The sequence below is a fragment of the Streptomyces sp. NPDC001156 genome (assembly GCF_053598275.1).
Genome location: NZ_JBSFJX010000001.1, coordinates 196,552 through 214,660 on the forward strand (window position 1 = coordinate 196,552; position 18,109 = coordinate 214,660).

General features: G+C 72.4%; 18 protein-coding genes and 1 riboswitch. Of the genes, 11 read left to right on the forward strand and 7 right to left on the reverse strand.

Annotated elements, in window-relative coordinates; genetic code table 11:
* Position 1: 1 nt before the first annotated feature.
* On the forward strand, positions 2-1,084 hold the full coding sequence (locus ACWDA7_RS00855; protein ID WP_450602064.1) for an LLM class F420-dependent oxidoreductase: 1,083 nt from the start codon (positions 2-4) through the stop codon (positions 1,082-1,084).
* Between the two features lie 58 nt (positions 1,085-1,142).
* On the opposite strand, the gene ACWDA7_RS00860 is transcribed toward ACWDA7_RS00855, so the two are convergent.
* Complete coding sequence (locus tag ACWDA7_RS00860) at positions 1,143-1,694, reverse strand: hypothetical protein (RefSeq protein ID WP_450602065.1); 552 nt, start codon at positions 1,692-1,694, stop codon at positions 1,143-1,145.
* A 192-nt stretch (positions 1,695-1,886) separates the two neighbouring features.
* Here ACWDA7_RS00860 and ACWDA7_RS00865 point away from each other — a divergent pair, with 192 nt between their 5' ends.
* Positions 1,887-2,180 carry a hypothetical protein gene (locus ACWDA7_RS00865; RefSeq protein WP_450602155.1) on the forward strand — a complete coding sequence of 98 codons (294 nt, stop codon included), beginning with the start codon at positions 1,887-1,889 and terminating at the stop codon, positions 2,178-2,180.
* Positions 2,181-2,196: 16 nt separating this feature from the next.
* Here the strand turns inward: ACWDA7_RS00865 and ACWDA7_RS00870 are convergent, their stop codons facing one another.
* Genes ACWDA7_RS00870 through ACWDA7_RS00880 form a run of 3 tightly spaced genes read right to left on the reverse strand, consistent with a single transcriptional unit; the run spans position 2,197 to position 5,431 of the window.
* Positions 2,197-3,267: a prenyltransferase gene (locus ACWDA7_RS00870; protein WP_450602066.1), complete on the reverse strand. Its 1,071-nt coding sequence runs from the start codon at positions 3,265-3,267 to the stop codon at positions 2,197-2,199.
* A complete protein-coding gene (locus ACWDA7_RS00875) occupies positions 3,264-4,007 on the reverse strand; it encodes a class I SAM-dependent methyltransferase (protein WP_360988818.1) in 744 nt (247 codons plus the stop codon). Before ACWDA7_RS00875 ends, ACWDA7_RS00870 begins: the two co-directional genes overlap by 4 nt.
* Positions 4,001-5,431: a glycosyltransferase family 4 protein gene (locus ACWDA7_RS00880; protein WP_450602067.1), complete on the reverse strand. Its 1,431-nt coding sequence runs from the start codon at positions 5,429-5,431 to the stop codon at positions 4,001-4,003. The genes ACWDA7_RS00875 and ACWDA7_RS00880 overlap by 7 nt, the downstream gene beginning before the upstream one ends.
* 205 nt (positions 5,432-5,636) lie before the next feature.
* On the opposite strand from ACWDA7_RS00880, the gene ACWDA7_RS00885 reads away from it, so the two are divergent.
* Positions 5,637-6,281: a TetR family transcriptional regulator gene (locus ACWDA7_RS00885; protein WP_450602068.1), complete on the forward strand. Its 645-nt coding sequence runs from the start codon at positions 5,637-5,639 to the stop codon at positions 6,279-6,281.
* 315 nt (positions 6,282-6,596) lie between these two features.
* Here ACWDA7_RS00885 and ACWDA7_RS00890 read toward each other — a convergent pair whose 3' ends face one another.
* Both ACWDA7_RS00890 and ACWDA7_RS00895 read right to left on the reverse strand, forming a co-directional pair.
* Positions 6,597-6,830, reverse strand: coding sequence for a ferredoxin (locus ACWDA7_RS00890; RefSeq protein WP_360988811.1), 234 nt, complete (start codon positions 6,828-6,830; stop codon positions 6,597-6,599).
* Between the two features lie 3 nt (positions 6,831-6,833).
* Positions 6,834-8,294 (reverse strand): aldehyde dehydrogenase, encoded by a 1,461-nt coding sequence (locus ACWDA7_RS00895; RefSeq protein ID WP_450602069.1) that lies wholly within the window; start codon positions 8,292-8,294, stop codon positions 6,834-6,836.
* 164 nt (positions 8,295-8,458) lie between these two features.
* On the opposite strand from ACWDA7_RS00895, the gene ACWDA7_RS00900 reads away from it, so the two are divergent.
* The 8 genes from ACWDA7_RS00900 to ACWDA7_RS00935 all read left to right on the forward strand — a co-directional run bounded on the left by ACWDA7_RS00900 (position 8,459) and on the right by ACWDA7_RS00935 (position 16,742).
* Positions 8,459-9,487 carry an MBL fold metallo-hydrolase gene (locus tag ACWDA7_RS00900; protein WP_450602070.1) on the forward strand — a complete coding sequence of 343 codons (1,029 nt, stop codon included), beginning with the start codon at positions 8,459-8,461 and terminating at the stop codon, positions 9,485-9,487.
* A gap of 41 nt (positions 9,488-9,528) precedes the next feature.
* Entirely contained in the window at positions 9,529-9,975 is a 447-nt protein-coding gene (locus tag ACWDA7_RS00905; RefSeq protein WP_450602071.1) for a nuclear transport factor 2 family protein, read from the forward strand.
* A 105-nt stretch (positions 9,976-10,080) separates the two neighbouring features.
* Positions 10,081-10,149, forward strand: a riboswitch (cobalamin riboswitch).
* A gap of 122 nt (positions 10,150-10,271) precedes the next feature.
* Positions 10,272-11,510: a prenyltransferase/squalene oxidase repeat-containing protein gene (locus ACWDA7_RS00910; protein WP_450602072.1), complete on the forward strand. Its 1,239-nt coding sequence runs from the start codon at positions 10,272-10,274 to the stop codon at positions 11,508-11,510.
* Positions 11,507-12,136, forward strand: a complete 630-nt coding sequence (locus tag ACWDA7_RS00915; protein WP_450602073.1) for an SCO2322 family protein — start codon at positions 11,507-11,509, stop codon at positions 12,134-12,136. The genes ACWDA7_RS00910 and ACWDA7_RS00915 overlap by 4 nt, the downstream gene beginning before the upstream one ends.
* Positions 12,137-12,138: 2 nt before the next feature.
* Positions 12,139-13,227 (forward strand): energy-coupling factor transporter transmembrane component T, encoded by a 1,089-nt coding sequence (locus ACWDA7_RS00920; RefSeq protein ID WP_450602074.1) that lies wholly within the window; start codon positions 12,139-12,141, stop codon positions 13,225-13,227.
* Positions 13,224-14,906, forward strand: a complete 1,683-nt coding sequence (locus tag ACWDA7_RS00925) for an ABC transporter ATP-binding protein (protein WP_450602075.1) — start codon at positions 13,224-13,226, stop codon at positions 14,904-14,906. The genes ACWDA7_RS00920 and ACWDA7_RS00925 overlap by 4 nt, the downstream gene beginning before the upstream one ends.
* Positions 14,903-15,766, forward strand: coding sequence for an ECF transporter S component (locus ACWDA7_RS00930; protein WP_450602076.1), 864 nt, complete (start codon positions 14,903-14,905; stop codon positions 15,764-15,766). The genes ACWDA7_RS00925 and ACWDA7_RS00930 overlap by 4 nt, the downstream gene beginning before the upstream one ends.
* A 559-nt stretch (positions 15,767-16,325) precedes the next feature.
* The gene (locus ACWDA7_RS00935; protein ID WP_450602077.1) at positions 16,326-16,742 is read left to right on the forward strand and encodes an aggregation-promoting factor C-terminal-like domain-containing protein; all 417 of its coding nucleotides are present in this window, start codon (positions 16,326-16,328) and stop codon (positions 16,740-16,742) included.
* Positions 16,743-16,863: 121 nt separating this feature from the next.
* Here the strand turns inward: ACWDA7_RS00935 and ACWDA7_RS00940 are convergent, their stop codons facing one another.
* Complete coding sequence (locus tag ACWDA7_RS00940) at positions 16,864-18,033, reverse strand: steroid 3-ketoacyl-CoA thiolase (protein ID WP_450602078.1); 1,170 nt, start codon at positions 18,031-18,033, stop codon at positions 16,864-16,866.
* Positions 18,034-18,109 lie beyond the last annotated feature (76 nt).

The window sequence follows — 18,109 nt, forward strand, 5'->3', positions numbered from 1 at the left end:
CATGCGGCTCGGACTCGCGCTCGGCTACTGGGGCCGCGGCCCCGCGGCGGACCAGGTCACGCTGGCGCAGGAGGCCGAGCGGCTCGGCTACGACTCGGTGTGGACCGCCGAGTCCTGGGGTTCGGACGCCTTCACACCGCTGACCTGGATCGCCGCGCAGACGTCACGGATCAAGCTGGGCACGGCGGTGGCGCAGATGGCGGCGCGGTCCCCGACCACGACCGCGATGCACGCGCTCACCCTCGACCATCTCTCCGGCGGACGCATGATGCTGGGCCTCGGCCTTTCCGGGCCGCAGGTCGTCGAGGGCTGGTACGGGCGGCCGTTCCCCGCGTCGCCGCTGACCGCGACCCGCGAGTACGTGGACGTGGTGCGCCAGGTCCTGCGCCGCGAGGCGCCCGTCGCGCTGGACGGGCGCTTCCACCCGCTCCCCTACCCCGGTCCGGACGGCACCGGACTCGGCAAGTCGTTGAAGCCGATCACCCATCCCCTCCGCGCCGAGCTGCCGGTCCTGCTCGGCGCCGAAGGGCCGAGGAACGTGGCGCAGACGACCCGGATCGCGGACGGCTGGCTGCCGCTGTACTGGTCGCCGACCCGTTCCGAGGTGTACGGGGTGACGTCCGCGGGACCGGACGAAGCCCGCCGGAAAACGGGCGAGCGTCCCTTCCTCGTCGCCCCGATGGCCCGGGTGACGGTCTGCGACGACGTGGCCGCGGGGCTGCTGCCGGTCAAGGCGATGCTCGGCTTCTACGTCGGCGGGATGGGGCCGATGAAGGGGCCCGCGGAGGACCCGGCCGGGAGCGGCGGCCGGGCGAGGGGCGGACGGAACTTCCACGCCGACCTCATGGCCCGCATGGGCTACGAGGAGGAGGCGCACCGGATCCAGCGGCTGTTCCGGGAGGGCCGGCGTCAGGAGGCCGTACAGGCCGTGCCCGACGCCTTCGCCGACGAGATCTCGCTCGTCGGTCCGCGCGAACGCATCGGGGAACGGCTGGAGTTGTGGCGCAAGGGTCCGGTGACCGACCTGCTGGCACTGGCACCGGATCCGCACACGCTCCGGGTGCTGGCCGAACTGAACGCGTAGGAGGGGCACCGCCCCGCGACGCTGCGCGGCGGCGCCCCTGGTGCTCGCGGCGTGTGCGTCAGCCCGTCGCGAGCTGTCTGGCCGTCGGGACCTGGCTGCTGACCGGGATACCCGCACTCTTCACCGCGCTCCTCACCTGACGGACGACATCGGCGAAGGTGCGCGCCGCTGCCTCGTCCCCCTTGCGGAGCCGGGGCGGCAGAGCCTTCAGCGCCTCGATGCGCGGGGCGAGCGGGGCGAGGGCCTTGGTCAGCGCCGGGTCGCCCTGGGCGTTGCGCAGAGCCGCCTTGAGCCGGTTGTAGGCGTAGGTGCCCGCCAGTTCCGCCTGGGCGAGTGCCGCCGCCCGCCTTCTGTCGCCCGCCTTGAACGCCCCTGCCTTCGACGGCTCGGCGATCCACCGGGACGTGGCGCCGGCCGCGAGCCCCGCGTTCGTCACCAGCCGGGACCTGGCGAACTTCTGCCGCTCCCCCGGGGTGCTCGGGGACGGTGTGGCAACCGCTATGTATGAGGCGGCCTTCTCCGCGGTACCGCCCCTGCCGCAGGCGACGGCGCCGAACAGGACGGAAGAAAGGGCGAGCACCACGGCTAGAGGGCGTATCGGTGCGGGCACGGGATCCTCCGGGCCTTGGACAGGGAACGGGAGGTCTGCCGAAGCCGGGAGACCACGGCTCCACCGACAGGCTCGCCCGCCTGGCCGCACCGCGCCGTTCGGACGGGTCCGTTCGGGTGACTCCCTTGTCCCACAAGGGAGTCATGGCACCCGCGCTGGTTTCATCGAGGGAGGACGGGCAACCCGATGGATATGTCCCCTCGATATCGCAACGGTGCGAACCAGGCCGGCACGGTCATCGCGATCGTCGCCGACGTCATGGCCTTCATCCTGGGCCTGTGGATCCTGATGTACGTACTGGACGCCAACCGCACCAACGACCTGGTGCAGTTCGTCCACGACGCGGCGAACTGGCTTGCGGGCTGGTCGCACGACCTGTTCACCTTCGACGAGGCCTGGGCACGGGTGGTCGCCGGCTACGGCCTGGCCGCCGTGGTCTATCTCTTCGTGGGCCACGCCATCGCCCACCGGATGCACCGGCACTGAGCCGCCGAGGGCCTTCCTAGGCGCAGCAGTCCGGGTCCAGGCCGCGCGGCAGCCGTTCACCGCCGAAGACCGCGCACGTCGGCTCGTCGCCGCCGAGCGCGGCCACGGCGAGAAGCAGCGAACCCGCCGTCCACGTGGTGAGTTCCCGCGGCCAGACAGTCCGGTCCTCGAAGACGTAACCCGTCCAGTACAGGCCCGTCTGCGGATCGCGCAGGTGCTGGATCGACTGGAGGATCTCCAGCGCTCGGTCGGACTCGCCCATCGCCCACAGGGCCAGGGCGAGTTCGGCCGACTCGCCGCCGGTCACCCACGGGTTGGGGACGACACAGCGCACGCCGAGGCCGGGCACCACGAAGCGGTCCCAGTCGGTCTCGATGCGTTCCTTCGCCTCCGGGCCGGTCAGCGCGCCGCCCAGGACGGGGTAGTACCAGTCCATCGAGTAGCGGTCCTTGTCGAGGAACCGCTCCGGGTGCCGGCGTATCGCGTGGCGCAGCGCGCCCACCGCCAACTCCCAGTCCGGCTGGGCCTCTTCGCGCTGTTCGGCGATCGCGAGGGCACAGCGCAGGGCGTGGTGGATAGAGGAGCAGCCCGTCAGCAGGGCGTCCGAGACGTCCGTGCCGTCGTCCTCGCGCTTCCAGCCGATCTGCCCGCCGGGCTGCTGGAGGCGGAGCACGAACTCCATGGCCCCGTACACCGTCGGCCACAGCCGGTCCAGGAACGTGTCGTCGCCGGTGGCCAGGTAGTGGTGCCACACTCCGACCGCCACGTACGCGACGAAGTTCGTCTCACGACCGCGGTCCGTGACGTCCAGCGGGTCCCCGTCGGCGTACGCCGCGTACCAGGAGCCGTCCTCGTTCTGGTGCCGGGCCATCCAGTCGTACGCCCGCTCGGCCGCCGCGTGCTCTCCCGCCGCGTCCAACGCCATGGCCGCCTCGACGTGGTCCCACGGATCGAGGTGGTGGCCGCGGAACCAGGGCACGGCGCCGTCCTCCCGCTGCACGGCGAGGAGTCCGCGGACGGTCGCGGCGGCCTCGTCGGCGGTGAGGACCCCGGGCAGGACGAGGTGTTCTGTCCGGGGCGTGGTCACGCGGCGTCCGCCTCGGAGAGGCGGGGCAGGTGGGGCTTGGTCGCGTAGGCCACGAAGCTCTTGCCGATCACCGGGTTCAGCGCCTGTTCGGCGACCCGGGTGGCGAACGGCTTCTTCATGATGTCCCAGACCAGCAGCTTGTGGTACGCGCGCACCGGCAGCGCCTTGTCGTTGTCGACGCCGAACGCGCACTTCAGCCACCAGTACGGCGAATGCAGCGCGTGCGCGTGATGCGTGCCGTACGGCCGCAGGCCCGCCTCCCGGATCTTGCCGAGGAGTTCGTCGGCCTTGTAGATACGGATGTGGCCGCCCTCGACCTCGTGGTAGGCGTCGGACAGGGCCCAGCAGACCTTCTCGGGGCCGTAGCGCGGGACGGTGATCGCGATGCGGCCGCCCGGCTTGAGCACCCGGACCATCTCGGCGAGCACGCCCTTGTCGTCCGGGATGTGCTCCATCACCTCGGAGATGATCACGACGTCGAAGGACTCGTCGGGGAAGGGGAGCGCGAGGGCGTCGCCCTCCATGGCGGTCGCGGTGGCGCCCTCCGGGGCCTCGCCCGCCTCCTTCATCGCCGCGAACCACTTGGCGACCTCGCGGATCTCCTCGCCGTTGCGGTCCAGAGCCACGACCTGGGCGCCGCGCCGGTAGCACTCGAAGGCGTGCCGTCCGGCACCGCAGCCGAGGTCCAGAACGCGGTCGCCCGGGGCGAGCGGGAACCGGGAGAAGTCGACGGTCAGCACGTGGCCCTGCTTTCGCGATTGGGTACGACGAGTTCTTCGGCTGGTTTTTCGGCGGCGACCGTCACCGCGGGCACGGAGCGGTCGCGGTGCGCTGCGGGACGGCCGGTACCGGGGGCCGCGGAGCCGGCGATCGCCTCGCGGTACCGGGCCACGGTTCCCTCGGCGGCGCGCGCCCAGGTGAAGCGGCGCAGTACCCGCTCCCGGCCGGCCGCGCCGAGCCGTACCCTCAGCTCCGGGTCCCCGAGCAGCCGGCTCAGACCGGCGGCCAGCGCCCCCGCGTCGCCCGGCGGTACCGCCAGGCATGTCTCGCCGTCCGGTCCCGCGACCTCCGGTATGGCGCCTCCGGTCGTCGCCACCAGCGGCGTGCCCGTGGCCATCGCCTCGGCGGCCGGCAGTGAGAAGCCCTCGTACAGCGACGGCACGCACGCCACCTCGGCCGACCGGACCAGGTCGACCAGTTCCGCGTCCGAGATGCCCTTCACGAACTCGACGGCGCCCTCGAGCCCGTACCGCTCGATCGCCCGCGCGACCGGACCGTCCTCGGCGCGCTTGCCGACCACCACCAGATGCGCCCCGGGGTGCTCGGTCCGCACCTTGGCGAGCGCCTCGATCAGGAAGACGAGACCCTTGAGCGGCACGTCCGCGCTGGACGTCGTCACGATCCGGCCGGGCACCTGCGGCACCGAGGGGTCCGGCGAGAACAGGTCGGTGTCGGCGCCGATGTGCACGACGTGGACACGGTCGCGGGCGACGCCGAGATGGTCCACGATCTCCTGGCGGGAGGTGCCGGAGACGGTGAGGATCGTGGGCAGCCGGCGGGCGACGCGCTTCTGCATGCGGGTGAACGCGTACCAGCGCCGTACGGACGCCTGCCGCACCCAGCCCTTGGCCGCGTCCAGCTCCAACCGGCGGTCCACGGTGATGGGGTGGTGGACGGTGGTCACCAGCGGCGCGCCCAGGTCGCCCAACAGCCCGTACCCGAGCGTCTGGTTGTCGTGCACGACGTCGAAGTCACCGCGCCTGGCCCGCAGATGACGGCCGGCGCGCAGGGAGAAGGTCAGCGGCTCCGGGAAGCCGCCGGTCCACATCGTCGCCACTTCGAGGGCGTCGATCCAGTCCCGGTACTCGTCCCGCTTCGGGGTGCGAAAGGGGTCGGGCTGGCGATACAAGTCGAGGCTGGGCAGTTCGGTGAGGGACAGGCCCCGAAGGTCCTCCCCCTCGTCGAGCACGGGGTACGGCTGCGCACCGATCACCTCGACCCGGTGGCCGAGCCGGGTGAGCTCGCGCGAGAGGTGCCGTACGTAGACACCCTGACCGCCGCAGAACGGGTTTCCCTTGTAGGTGAGGAGCGCGATGCGCAACGGGCGGTCCCCGTCTGCGGCCGAGCCCTCCTGGGGACCCGCCTCCCTGGCATCAGCGGTCACTCTCGGCCCCTTCGTTCTGCCATTTCCCGCGAGACTACGCCGGGACGGTAATCTAGAACAAGTTACAGACTTGATCGTAGAGCCTCCGAATCTACCGGCAGGTAGGGCCGCTGTGAGAGGGGGATCAGGTGATTCGCGCCACGGCCCGACACCCTGCCATGCTGTTTGATCACCCGCCCTCACCGACTGTCACGGAACGGGACCCATGCCTGCGGAAGCCAAGGTGCCAGCCAGTACCGCGCGACCGGCGGCGCAGCCGGCCTCACCTCCGCTCACCGAGCGGCAGGAGGCGCGCCGTCGCAGGATTCTGCACGCGAGCGCGCAGCTCGCCAGCCGGGGCGGTTTCGACGCGGTGCAGATGCGTGAGGTGGCGGAGTCCTCGCAGGTGGCCCTGGGCACGCTCTACCGCTACTTCCCCTCGAAGGTGCACCTCCTGGTCGCCACCATGCAGGACCAGCTGGAGCACATGCACGGCACCCTCAGGAAGAAGCCGCCGGCCGGGGAGGGTGCGGCCGATCGGGTGGCGGAAACCCTGATGCGCGCCTTTCGCGCGCTGCAGCGCGAGCCGCATCTGGCCGACGCCATGGTGCGCGCCCTGACCTTCGCGGACCGCAGCGTCTCCCCCGAGGTGGACCAGGTCTCCCGCCAGACGACGGCGATCATCCTGGACGCGATGGGCCTCGAGGACCCGACACCGGAGCAGCTCTCAGCGGTCCGCGTGATCGAGCACACCTGGCACTCGGCCCTGATCACCTGGCTCTCCGGCCGCGCCTCCATCGCCCAGGTCAGGATCGACATAGAGACGGTGTGCCGGCTGATCGACCTGACGGGTCCCGGCGAGCGGGGCTAGGGCCGCCGGCGCGGCGAAGGGGCCGCTCGGGCACAAAAAAGACCTACGAGACGGGCTTGGACGACCTTCAGATCTCTCGACCTTCCGAGTCTTTCAACCTTCCGATCTCTGGATCTTGCGATCTATTGATCTTCAGGTCTCTCGGCCGACCGTTGTCGGCCCCGGCGGAAACCGAAGTCTCACGCCAAAGTCGGCATCTTCCGGTCGAGATTCCTCACTCGCCCCGTAGGCGACTTTCAGAATAGCATCGTCATACCGGGATGGAACCCCCTCTGACCACATTTTTCGGACGATTCGGGCGGTGTCCCGGACCGGCTAGTCCTCCGGCGGGAACACCGGCTCCCCGCTTCCCACCAGCGTGATCGCGATCGCCTCCACCGGGCAGTTCTCCGCCGCGTCCAGCACCTGCTCGCCCGCGTCGGCGTCCGGGTGGACGGGGTGGGACTGCCGGGCCGAGTCGAGGCTGAAGGCGCCGGGTGCGCGGTGGACGCACTGCGCGGAGCCGATGCAGACGGCGCGGTCGACCTCGATGTGCCAGCGGTCTCCCATGCGCTACGCCTCCCCGTACCCGGCCGGCAGGTGGATCATCTTGTGCTCCAGGAACTCGCCGTACCCCTCGGGCCCGAACTCGCGCCCGAGACCCGAGTTCTTGTAGCCGCCGAAGGGGCCGAGCATGTCGAGGCTGAAGGTGTTCACCGAGTACGTGCCGGTACGCACCCGGCGGGCGACCTCGATGCCGTGCTCGACGTCCGCCGTCCACACGCTGCCGCTCAGCCCGTAGTCGGAGTCGTTGGCGATCCTCACGGCCTCGCTCTCGTCGCCGTACGGGAGCAGGCAGATGACGGGCCCGAAGATCTCCTCCCTGGCGATCCGCATGGAGTTGTCGACGTCGCCGAAAAGGGTCGGCTCCACGTACCAGCCGCGGTCCAGGCCCGGTGGCCGGCCGCCGCCGGTGAGGATCTTGGCGCCCTCCTCCTGGCCGATGCGGATGTAGTCGAGGCTGCGCTGCTGCTGGCGCCCGGCGACCAGCGGACCGACCTGGGTGGCCGCGTCCAGCGGGTCCCCGACCACGAGGGCACTCGCCGCGGCGGCGAAGGCGTCGGCGAACTCGTCGTAGCGCGAGCGCGGTAGGAGGATGCGGGTCTGGGCCACACAGGCCTGGCCGTTGTTCATCCAGGCGGCCGGCACGATCCCCTGCACCGCCGTGGAGAGGTCCGCGTCCGGCAGCACCACGGCCGCCGACTTGCCGCCCAGTTCCAGGGTCACGCGCGTCAGGTTGCGCGAGGCCACCTCCATGACGCGCCTGCCCGCCGTGACCGAACCGGTGAACGACACCTTGTCCACACCGGGGTGCCCGACCAGGTACTCGCTGACCTCGCGGTCGGCGGGCAGGATCGACAGCACGCCCTCCGGCAGCCCCGCCTCGCATGCGATCTCGCCGAGGACGTACGCGTCCAGCGGCGACTCGGGGGACGGCTTCAGGATCACCGTGCAGCCGCTGAGCAGGGCGGGGGCGAGCTTGGCGGCGGCCACGAACTGCGGCACGTTCCAGGGCACGACGGCCGCCACGACCCCGACCGGCTCGCGCCGCACGAGAATCTTCCCGAGGACGCCGTCGCGCGGCTCCTCGTGGGTGAAGTCCCGTGCGACCGTGATCGCCGCGTCCCACACCATCATCGCGCCCAGCGCCTGAGCGAGGACGCTCCAGGAGTACGGCGAGCCGTTCTGGGAGGAGATCACGCGGGCGATCTCCTCGTACCGTGCCGCGATCGCGTCCTTGATCCGGCCGACCACCTCGATCCGCTCGCCGAGCGTCGTCCGCGGCCAGGGGCCCTCGTCGAAGGCCCGGCGCGCCACGGCCACCGCCCGGTCGACGTCCTCGCGCGAGGCGTGCGGCACCCGGCCGATGACCTCTTCCGTGTGCGGCGAGACCACCTCGATGACGTCCTTGCCCAGGGGGTCGGTCAACTCCCCGCCGATGAACAGCTGTCCGTGTTCCACGAGCTCGGTCATGGCCGACTGCCTCCCCGGGACGCCTCTGACGATCCATCAGATATCGCCACTGATACCAGGTCCGGCCGACGGAGTCCACGGCCGGGACGCACATGGAAGATGACCCGGGCTACCTTCGAAACACGTTCTAGTTATAGTGGCCCGAAGACGGCGATTGGGGAGCCATGGCTGAGACGGCCGATCACGGCGGGGGCGTACGGTCGATCAGGGTCCCGATCCCCGACAATCCCCTCGGCCACACGCTGGTGTACGTCGTCGACACCGACCGCGGCCCGGTGCTGGTCGACACCGGCTGGGACGACCCGGACTCGTGGGACACCCTCGCCGAGGGGCTGACCGCGTGCGGCACATCGGCCACGGAGATCCATGGGGTCGTCGTCACCCACCACCACCCGGACCACCACGGCCTGTCCGGCAAGGTCCGCGAGACGTCCGGGGCCTGGGTCGCGATGCACGCGGCGGACGCCGCGATCGTGCGCCGGACCCGCGAGACCCGCCCCGAGCAGTGGTTCTCCTACATGGCCGCCAAACTGGCGGCGGCCGGCGCGCCCGAGGACCACCTGGCACCGTTGCGCGCCGCGCGCGGCCGGGGCAGCCTGCCCGGATTCTCCCCCGCGCTCCCCGACCGCGAGATCGTCCCCGGTGAGCTCCTCGACCTCGCCGGCCGCCGGCTGCGCGCGATCTGGACCCCCGGACACACACCCGGCCATGTGTGCCTCCACCTCGAGGAGGAGCACCCCGCCGGGCTCCCGGGCCAGGGCCGCCTCTTCTCCGGCGACCACCTGCTCCCGGAGATCACCCCGCACATCGGCCTGTACGAGGACCCGGACGACACCACCGTGACCGACCCTCTTGGCGACTACCTGGACTCCCTGGAGCGCGTCGGCCGCCTCGGCCCCGCCGAGGTGCTCCCGGCCCACCAGCACATGTTCACCGACGCCTCCGCCCGCGTCGGGGAGTTGCTGGCCCACCACCAGGACCGGCTGACCGGCCTGCTGGCCCTGCTCGGCACCCCGCTGACCCCCTGGCAGCTCGCCGAGCGCATGGAGTGGAACCGCCCCTGGGACGAGATCCCGTACGGCTCGCGGAACATAGCGGTCTCGGAGGCCGAGGCCCATGTGCGCCGCCTGGTGAAGACGGGCCGCGCGGAGGCGGTGCCCGGAACCGACCCCGTGACGTACGTGGCCGTGTAAAAGACCTCGCATCCGGCCTTCCCACGCTGGTACCAAACGGTATGGATCCCGTGGAGCAGCTCCTCGCCGAACGCGCCTGCGAGCGCCTCGTCCTCGACTTCGTCCACCGCCTCGACCTCGGCGAGCCCGCGTCGGTGGCCGAGTTGTTCACGGAGGACGGCAGCTGGCGGTGGCCGGCGGGCGAGAGACTGGTGCGGGGCCGGGAGGCGCTGCGGAAGTACTTCGCCGGGCGCCCCGCCGACCGGCTCTCGCGCCGGCTCATGTCCAACGTCCTGGTCACGGTGACGTCCCCGGACACGGCCGTCGCGAGGTCGTACTTCACGACGTACCGCGTCGACGGCCACCAGGGCGGCATGGTCCCGGCGGGTCCGCCGACGCAAGTCGGCCACTACGAGGACGAGTTCAAGAAGATGCACGACACCTGGCTGCTCTCCGGCCGCACCCTCTTCCTCGCTTTCGGCGGCCCGACACCCCGTCTGCCCGGCTAGCGGCCGTGCCCGTCACCGCCGCCCGGACGGACCGGCTCACAGGGGCCTCTCAAGGGTGCCTGTACCGGCGGGTAGAGTGGCCGGGTCGTTCTCACACTCGTACGGGGGGAAGCCGGTGGAAATCCGGCGCTGACCCGCAGCCGTGAGCCACGCACGTGGCGAGCCGGATTGCCCCGCACGGTTCGTGACCGGCTCACGCGCACCGGCGGCCCGCCGGTGTACGGCACCGTCGAGGTCTACGGAGCCGAGCCGCCCGGAGTGTTCCGTGCTGCCCGGCTCCTCGCAGGGAGTGGCACATGAACCTCCGCCGCAGCACCGCGGCTCTGGCAGCAGCGGCCGTGATCGGGCTCGCCGCGCCCGCCGTCGCCGCCGGCCCGTCCCCGTCCGCGTCGCCGACCCCGGCGATACCCGACGGCCTGTACGGCAGCGCGGACCCGACCTACGACGGCGTGTGGCGCCAGTCGCTGACGCTTCTCGCCCAGCACACCGTGGGTGCCGAACCGGCGAGTTCGGCGGTGGGCTGGCTGACCGGGCAGCAGTGCGCAAACGGTGCGTTCGCGGCGTTCCGTCCGGCCCCCGCCAAGCCCTGTGACGCCAAGCTCATGGTCGACACCAACAGCACGGGCGCCGCCGTCCAGGCCCTCGCCGCGCTCGGCCGGCACGACGCCACCACCGGCAAGGCCGTCACCTGGCTGAAGTCCGTGCAGAACGCGGACGGCGGCTGGGGCTACTCCCCGGGCGGCGCGAGCGACGCCAACTCCACGGCCGTCGTCATCGGCGCCCTCGCCGCCACGGGTGAGAAGCCGCAGGAGGTCCGCAAGGGCGGCAAGTCCCCGTACGACGCCCTGCTGAAGCTCGCGCTCCCCTGCACCGGCGACGGGGCGGGCGCCTTCGCCTACCAGCCGGACAAGAAGGGCACGTTGGCGGCCAACGCGGACGCGACGGCGGCAGCCGTGGCCGGCGCGCTCGGCAAGGGGCTGGCCGGGGACGGTGTGAAGCCCGACGGCGCGACCCTGACCTGCAAGGACGCCACCGACCCCGGGCAGGCCGCCCGGAACGGCGCCGCGTACCTCCTCAAGGCCCTGGCCAAGGACCAGCACCTCACACAGACCCTGCCCGGCGCCAAGCCGCAGCCCGACTACGGCAACACCGCGGACGCGGTCGTCGCACTCGCCACCGTGGGCCAGGGCGAGCAGGCCGCCCGTCCGCTGCGCTGGCTGGAGGCCCACTACGCGCAGTGGGCGAAGCAGACCGGACCGGCCGCGTACGCCCAGCTGATCCTCGCCGCGAACGCGGAGGGCTTCGACCCGCGCGACTTCGGCGGCCAGGACCTGGTCCAGCTCATGGACGCGACCGGACCGGCCCCCAAGTCCGTGCCCGACGCGGACGCGTCCTCTTCGGACGACTCCGGGACCTCGGCAACGGCCGACGAGGGCGACGGCCCCCTGCGCGTCGCGTGGATCGTCGGCGCCTGCCTCCTCGCTCTGACCGCCGGGGGCATCCTGTACACCTCCCGGGGCGGGAGGCGGCCGTGATCCGCCGTGTGTGCGCCCTGCTCCTGGCTCCTCTGCTCCTGCTGCTGAGCGCCGCCGGCCAGGCCGAGGCCGTCGGCTACCGCTACTGGTCCTTCTGGGAGCGCGGCGACGGCCATTGGACGTATGCCACCCAGGGTCCGTCGACCGCCCGCCCGGCCGACGGTGACGTCCAGGGCTTCCGGTTCGCCGTCAGCGAGGACTCCGGGGACGCCACGAAGCCGCGCGGCACGGCGGACTTCGACGCCATCTGCGGGAGGACGCCCGCGCGGGCCGGCCAGAAGCGGGTGGCACTGGTCATCGACTTCGGCACAGCGTCGGACGCCTCGTCGGGCGAGACCCCGCCCCCCGCTCGCACCGCCTGCGCCCGCATCCCCGGGGACGCGACGACGGCGGACGCGCTGGCGGCGGTCGCCAAGCCCCTCCGCTACGACACGAACGCCCTGCTGTGCGCCATCGCGGGCTACCCGCACAAGGGTTGCGGCGAGCAGGTCGCGGCGAAGTCGGACCCGGCGCCCTCGAAGAGCGAGCCGGACCACGGCCCGTCGGTGGGCGTCCTCGCGGGCGCCGCCGCCGTGGCCGCGCTGGGCGGGGCGGCGCTGTGGCAGGCCCGCCGCCGCAGGGGCTGACGATGGCGCCCCCGCCGCGCGGCGGCCGGCGGGCCGTCCACCCGGGCGCCTGGTGGCTGTGGTCCCTGGGGCTCGCCGTCGCGGCCACCCGCACCACCAACCCCCTCGTGCTCGCCCTGCTCGTCGCCGTGTCCTCCTACGTCGTCGCGGCCCGCCGGACCTCGGACCCCTGGTCCCGCTCGTACTCCGCCTTCGCCAGGCTCGCCCTCGCCGTCCTCGCCATCCGGCTCGTCTTCGCCGTGGTCCTCGGCTCGCCCATTCCGGGCAGCCACACCCTTGTGACCCTGCCCGAAGTCCCGCTCCCGCACTGGGCCCAGGGCATCCGCATCGGCGGCCGGGTCACCGCCGAGGGCCTCGTCTTCGCGTTCTACGACGGCCTGAAACTGGCGACGCTGCTCGTCTGCGTCGGTGCGGCGAACGCTCTCGCCAACCCGGCCAGGCTCCTCAAGGCCCTGCCGGGTGCCCTGTACGAGGCCGGCGTGGCGGTGGTCGTCGCGCTCACCTTCGCTCCGCACCTCGTCGCCGACGTGCGGCGCCTGCGCGCGGCGCGCCGCCTGCGCGGCCGGCCCGACCGGGGCCTGCGCGGTCTGCTCCAGGTCGGGCTGCCGGTCCTGGAGGGCGCGCTGGAACGCTCGGTGGCCCTGGCCGCGGCGATGGACGCACGCGGCTTCGGCCGCACCGCCGATGTCCCGCCCGCCGTGCGGCGCACCACCGCGGCTCTCTCCCTCGGCGGTCTGCTCGGTGTCTGCGCGGGCACGTACGGACTGCTGACGGCGGAAGGGGCCACCTACGGTCTGCCGCTGCTCCTTACCGGCCTGGCCGCCGCCCTCGCCGGGCTGCGTCTCGGCGGCCGCCGCTCGCCGCGCACGCGATACCAACCCGACGAGTGGGGCGTACGGGCCTGGCTGGTCGCCGGTTCCGGGATCGCGGCGGCGGCGCTGCTGGCCGTCGCCGCCGCCCGGGATCCCGCCGCCCTGAACCCCGGTGTCGTACCGCTGACCGCTCCCGCGCTGCCCCTGCTGCCTGCCGCGGCCGTGCTGCTCGGTCTGCTGCCCGCGTTCGTCACCCCCGCCGCCCAGGAGTCCACGTGATCCGCTTCGAGGATGTCTCCGTGACCTACGACGGTGCGGCCGAACCCGCCGTGCGGGGTGTCGACTTCGAGATCCCCGAGGGCGAACTGGCGCTGCTCGTGGGTCCGTCCGGGGTCGGCAAGTCGACGGTGCTCGGCGCGGTGAGCGGGCTGGTACCGCATTTCACGGGCGGCACCCTGCGCGGCCGGGTCACCGTGGCCGGACGCGACACCCGTACCCACAAACCCCGCGAACTCGCCGACGTGGTGGGCACGGTGGGACAGGATCCGCTGTCCCACTTCGTGACCGACACCGTGGAGGACGAACTCGCCTACGGCATGGAGTCGCTGGGGCTGCCGCCGGACGTCATGCGGCGCCGCGTCGAGGAGACCCTGGACCTGCTCGGTCTCGCCGAGCTGAGGGACCGGCCGATCACCGCCCTCTCCGGCGGGCAGCAGCAGCGCGTGGCGATCGGCTCGGTGCTCACCCCGCACCCCAAGGTCCTGGTGCTCGACGAGCCGACGTCCGCGCTGGACCCGGCGGCGGCCGAGGAGGTCCTCGCCGTCCTGCAACGGCTCGTCCACGACCTGGGCACCACGGTCCTGCTGGCGGAGCACCGGCTGGAACGGGTCGTCCAGTACGCCGACAGCGTGGTCCTGCTCCCGGGCCCCGGTGCCCGCCCGGTCCTCGGCACCCCCGCGGAGATCATGGCCGTCTCACCGGTGTACCCGCCGGTGGTGGACCTCGGCCGCCTGGCCGGCTGGTCGCCCCTGCCGCTGACGGTCCGCGACGCCCGCCGCCGCGCGGGCGCCCTGCGTGACCGCCTCGCGGGAAGCGCACCGGTGGACGGCCCGGGGCCGCGCCCGGTGTCCGGGCCCGGCCCCGGTATCCCCGCACCACGCCGTCTGCTGCGCCGGCGTACCGCCCCGGCCGTGGCGGCGCCGGAACCCCCGGCGGCCGTGACGGCGCTCGCGGTCCGCCGCGGACGCGTCCAGGCCCTGCGCCATGTCGACCTCACCGTCACCGCCGGGGAGACCGTGGCCCTCATGGGGCGCAACGGCGCCGGCAAGTCCACGCTGCTGGCCGCGCTCGTCGGGCTGGTCGAACCGGCCCACGGCTCGGTACGGGCCGGCGGCGCCGTGCCGCACCGCACCGCGCCGCGCGACCTCGTACGGCGCGTGGGCCTCGTACCGCAGGAGCCGCGGGACCTGCTGTACGCGGACACGGTCGCCGCCGAGTGCGCTGCCGCGGACCAGGACGCGGGTGCCACCCCCGGCACCTGCCGGGCCCTGGTGTCCGAACTGCTGCCTGGCGTCGCGGACGACACGCATCCGAGGGACCTCTCGGAGGGGCAGCGCCTGGCGCTCGCGCTGGCCGTCGTGCTCACGGCGAGACCCCCGCTGCTGCTCCTGGACGAGCCGACGCGGGGCCTCGACTACGCGGCGAAGGCCCGTCTGGTCGCCCTGCTGCGGGAACTGGCCGCCGAGGGGCACGCCATCGTGCTGGCCACCCATGATGTGGAGCTGGCCGCGGAACTCGCCCACCGCGTGGTGATCCTGGCCGAGGGCGAGGTCGTCGCCGATGGCCCCGCCGCCGAGGTGGTCGTGGGGTCCCCGTCGTTCGCGCCCCAGGTGACCAAGATCCTGGCCCCGCAGCGGTGGCTCACCGTGGCCCAGGTCAAGGAGGCCCTGTCGTCATGACCTCCCGGCTGCCGGAGGGGACCGCGCCGTCCCGGTCCCGTCCGTTCGCGACCTCCCGGATCCGCCCCGTCCGCCTCGGCCCCCGTTCCGTCGCCGCGCTGGCCCTTGTGAGCGCGGTGGGCGTCGTGGGGTTCACGTGGCCCCTGTTCACCGATCCCGGCTCGGGCCTCGCGGCGCACGCCCAGGACGCACCCTGGCTGTTCGCCGGGCTGCTCGTGCTGCTGGTCGCTGTCGTGGCGGCGACGATCTCCGAGTCGGGGCTCGGTCCGAAGGCCGTGGCCATGCTGGGGGTGCTCGCCGCGACCGGCGCGGCCCTGCGGCCGATCGGCGCCGGAACCGCCGGTATCGAGCCGATGTTCTTCCTGATGGTGCTGAGCGGGCGGGTGCTCGGGCCGGGGTTCGGGTTCGTCCTCGGCAACGTGACCATGTTCGCGTCGGCGCTGCTGACGGGCGGGGTCGGCCCCTGGCTGCCGTTCCAGATGCTGGCCATGGGCTGGTTCACGCTGGGCGCGGGCCTGCTTCCGGGCCCCGGCCGGATGCGGGGGCGCGCCGAGGTGGCGATGCTCGCCGGGTACGGATTCCTGGCCGCGTTCGCCTACGGCACGGTGATGAACCTGGCCGGCTGGCCTTATATGGGGGCCCTCGCCTCGAGCATCGCCTACGACCCGCACGCCGCTCTCGCCGCCAACCTCGCCCGTTTCCTCGCGTACTGCCTGGCCACCTCCCTGGGCTGGGACCTCGGCCGCGCCGTCGTCACGGTCGTCCTGACGTTCGCCCTCGGCCCGGCCGTGCTCAAGGCGCTGCGCAGGGCGACCCGGCGCGCGGCTTTCGAGAGCCCGGTCGCCTTCGAAGACGCATAGCCCGCCCCCTCGGTCACGCTCCGCTCTCCGCGGGTACGCCCCGGGTCACGCTCCCGCCCTCCACGGGTGCGACCCCGGTCACATCTCAACTCCCGTGCATGCGGCGCCGGTCACATCCGGGGCCCTTCACGGGCATCCTCACCACCCCTGGGCTGCGACCTGGGTCACAACGACCGCCCCTCCGGCTGCGGCGCGGGTCACACCGTATGTCTGCGCTGCGTATCGCTGCCTCGACCTTCGGTGACACAAACCGTGACGAGCCCCACGTGAGCGGCGTCACCTACGGCCTCGGGCCGTAGCCGGAATCGGAAGTCATGTACGCGACAATTCAGGCGCTGACCTGGGAATTGAGAGCCAGATCACACAACCGGCCCGAGCCGCTGATGCGACCACCACTAGTAAATGGGGTCATTGCAGACATTCCTTCGGCCTGCTTCTCTGGATGACGTCGCCGGGCGCCGACGAGCCCACACGGGCCGCGGCACCGATGCACACCCTCACCACGCCCCGCGTGGTTCGGGCATGCCGCGACTCCCTGTACCCGACCGAAAGGTGCCACGTGTCCGTCTCCTTCATCCGCCGCATCGCCACCCCGAAGAAGGCCATCGCCACCGCCGCCGTCGCGGCTGCCGCCGCCGGCATGGCACTGGCATCGGCGCCCGCTCAGGCCGCCACTCCTTCTACGGCCACCAACGCCCAGGCGATCGCGCGTCAGATGATTCCGGACGCCACGCAGTACGAAGCGTTCAACAAGATCGTCTCCCACGAGAGCGGCTGGAACGTCCACGCCACCAACGCCTCCTCCGGCGCCTACGGCCTGGTCCAGGCCCTGCCGGGCTCCAAGATGGCGTCCGCCGGTACCGACTGGAAGACCAACCCGGCCACTCAGATCAAGTGGGGCCTCGACTACATGAACTCCCGCTACGGCAGCCCGGCCGCCGCCTGGAACTTCTGGTCGACCCACCACTGGTACTGATCGAGCCGAGCTCTCGCTGCTGCGCAGGCGGCGGTCCCCGAACCGGGGCCGCCGCCTTCGGCGTTTGCGCGCGAGTCGCTCCGCCGCAGCGGTGAACACGGTCACCGACCGACTACGGCGTCTACAACCGCTGGATGATCGTGCCGGTGGCCAGTCCGCCGCCCGCACACATCGTGATCAGCGCGAACTCCTTGTCGCTGCGCTCCAGTTCATGGAGCGCCGTGGTGATCAGCCGGGCACCGGTCGCGCCCACCGGGTGCCCCAGCGCGATGGCGCCGCCGTTCACGTTCACCTTCTCCAGGTCCTGCTCGAAGACCTGCGCCCAGCTGAGCACCACCGACGCGAACGCCTCGTTGATCTCGACCAGGTCGATGTCCTTCAGCGACATCCCGGCCTTCCCGAGTACGGCCTTCGTCGCGTCGATCGGCCCGTCCAGGTGGAAATGCGGGTCCGCGCCCACCAGCGCCTGGGCCACGATCCGCGCCCGAGGGCGCAGTTTCAGCGCCCGGGCCATCCGCTTCGACGCCCACATGATCGCCGCAGCGCCGTCCGAGATCTGCGACGAGTTGCCCGCCGTGTGCACCGCCGTCGGCATGATCGGCTTGAGCCTCGCCAACGCCTCCATCGACGTGTCGCGCAGCCCCTCGTCCCGGTCGACCAGCCGCCACATGCCCTGGCCGGCCTGCTGCTCCTCCTCGGTGGTGGGCACCTGCACGGCGAACGTCTCGCGCTTGAACCGCTCCTCCGACCAGGCGATCGCGGCCCGCTCCTGCGAGATGAGCCCGAGCGAGTCGATGTTCTCCCGGGTGAGTCCGCGGTGCCGGGCGATCCGCTCCGCCGCCTCGAACTGGTTCGGCAGATCCACGTTCCACTCGTCGGGAAAGGGCTTGCCGGGGCCGTGCTTGGACCCGGAGCCCAGCGGCACCCGCGACATGGCCTCCACGCCGCAACTGATCCCGACGTCGATGACGCCCGCCGCGACCATGTTGGCCACCATGTGCGAGGCCTGCTGCGAGGAGCCGCACTGGCAGTCCACGGTCGTGGCGGCGGTCTCGTAGGGCAGGCCCATGGTCAGCCACGCCGTGCGCGCGGGGTTCATGGACTGCTCGCCGGCGTGTGTCACGGTGCCGCCGACGATCTGCTCGACGCAGTCGGCGTGAATGCCGGTGCGGCCGAGGAGTTCGCGGTAGGTCTCGCCCAGAAGATAGGCGGGGTGCAGATTGGCGAGCGCGCCTCCGCGCCTGCCGATGGGGGTGCGTACGGCTTCGACGATCACGGGCTCCGCGGCCATGGGGGGTTCGTCCTCTCCTCGGTCACCCGCGCGGCGCGGGCGTCCCGGCCCACCCGCCACGCAGAACTAGTACGCG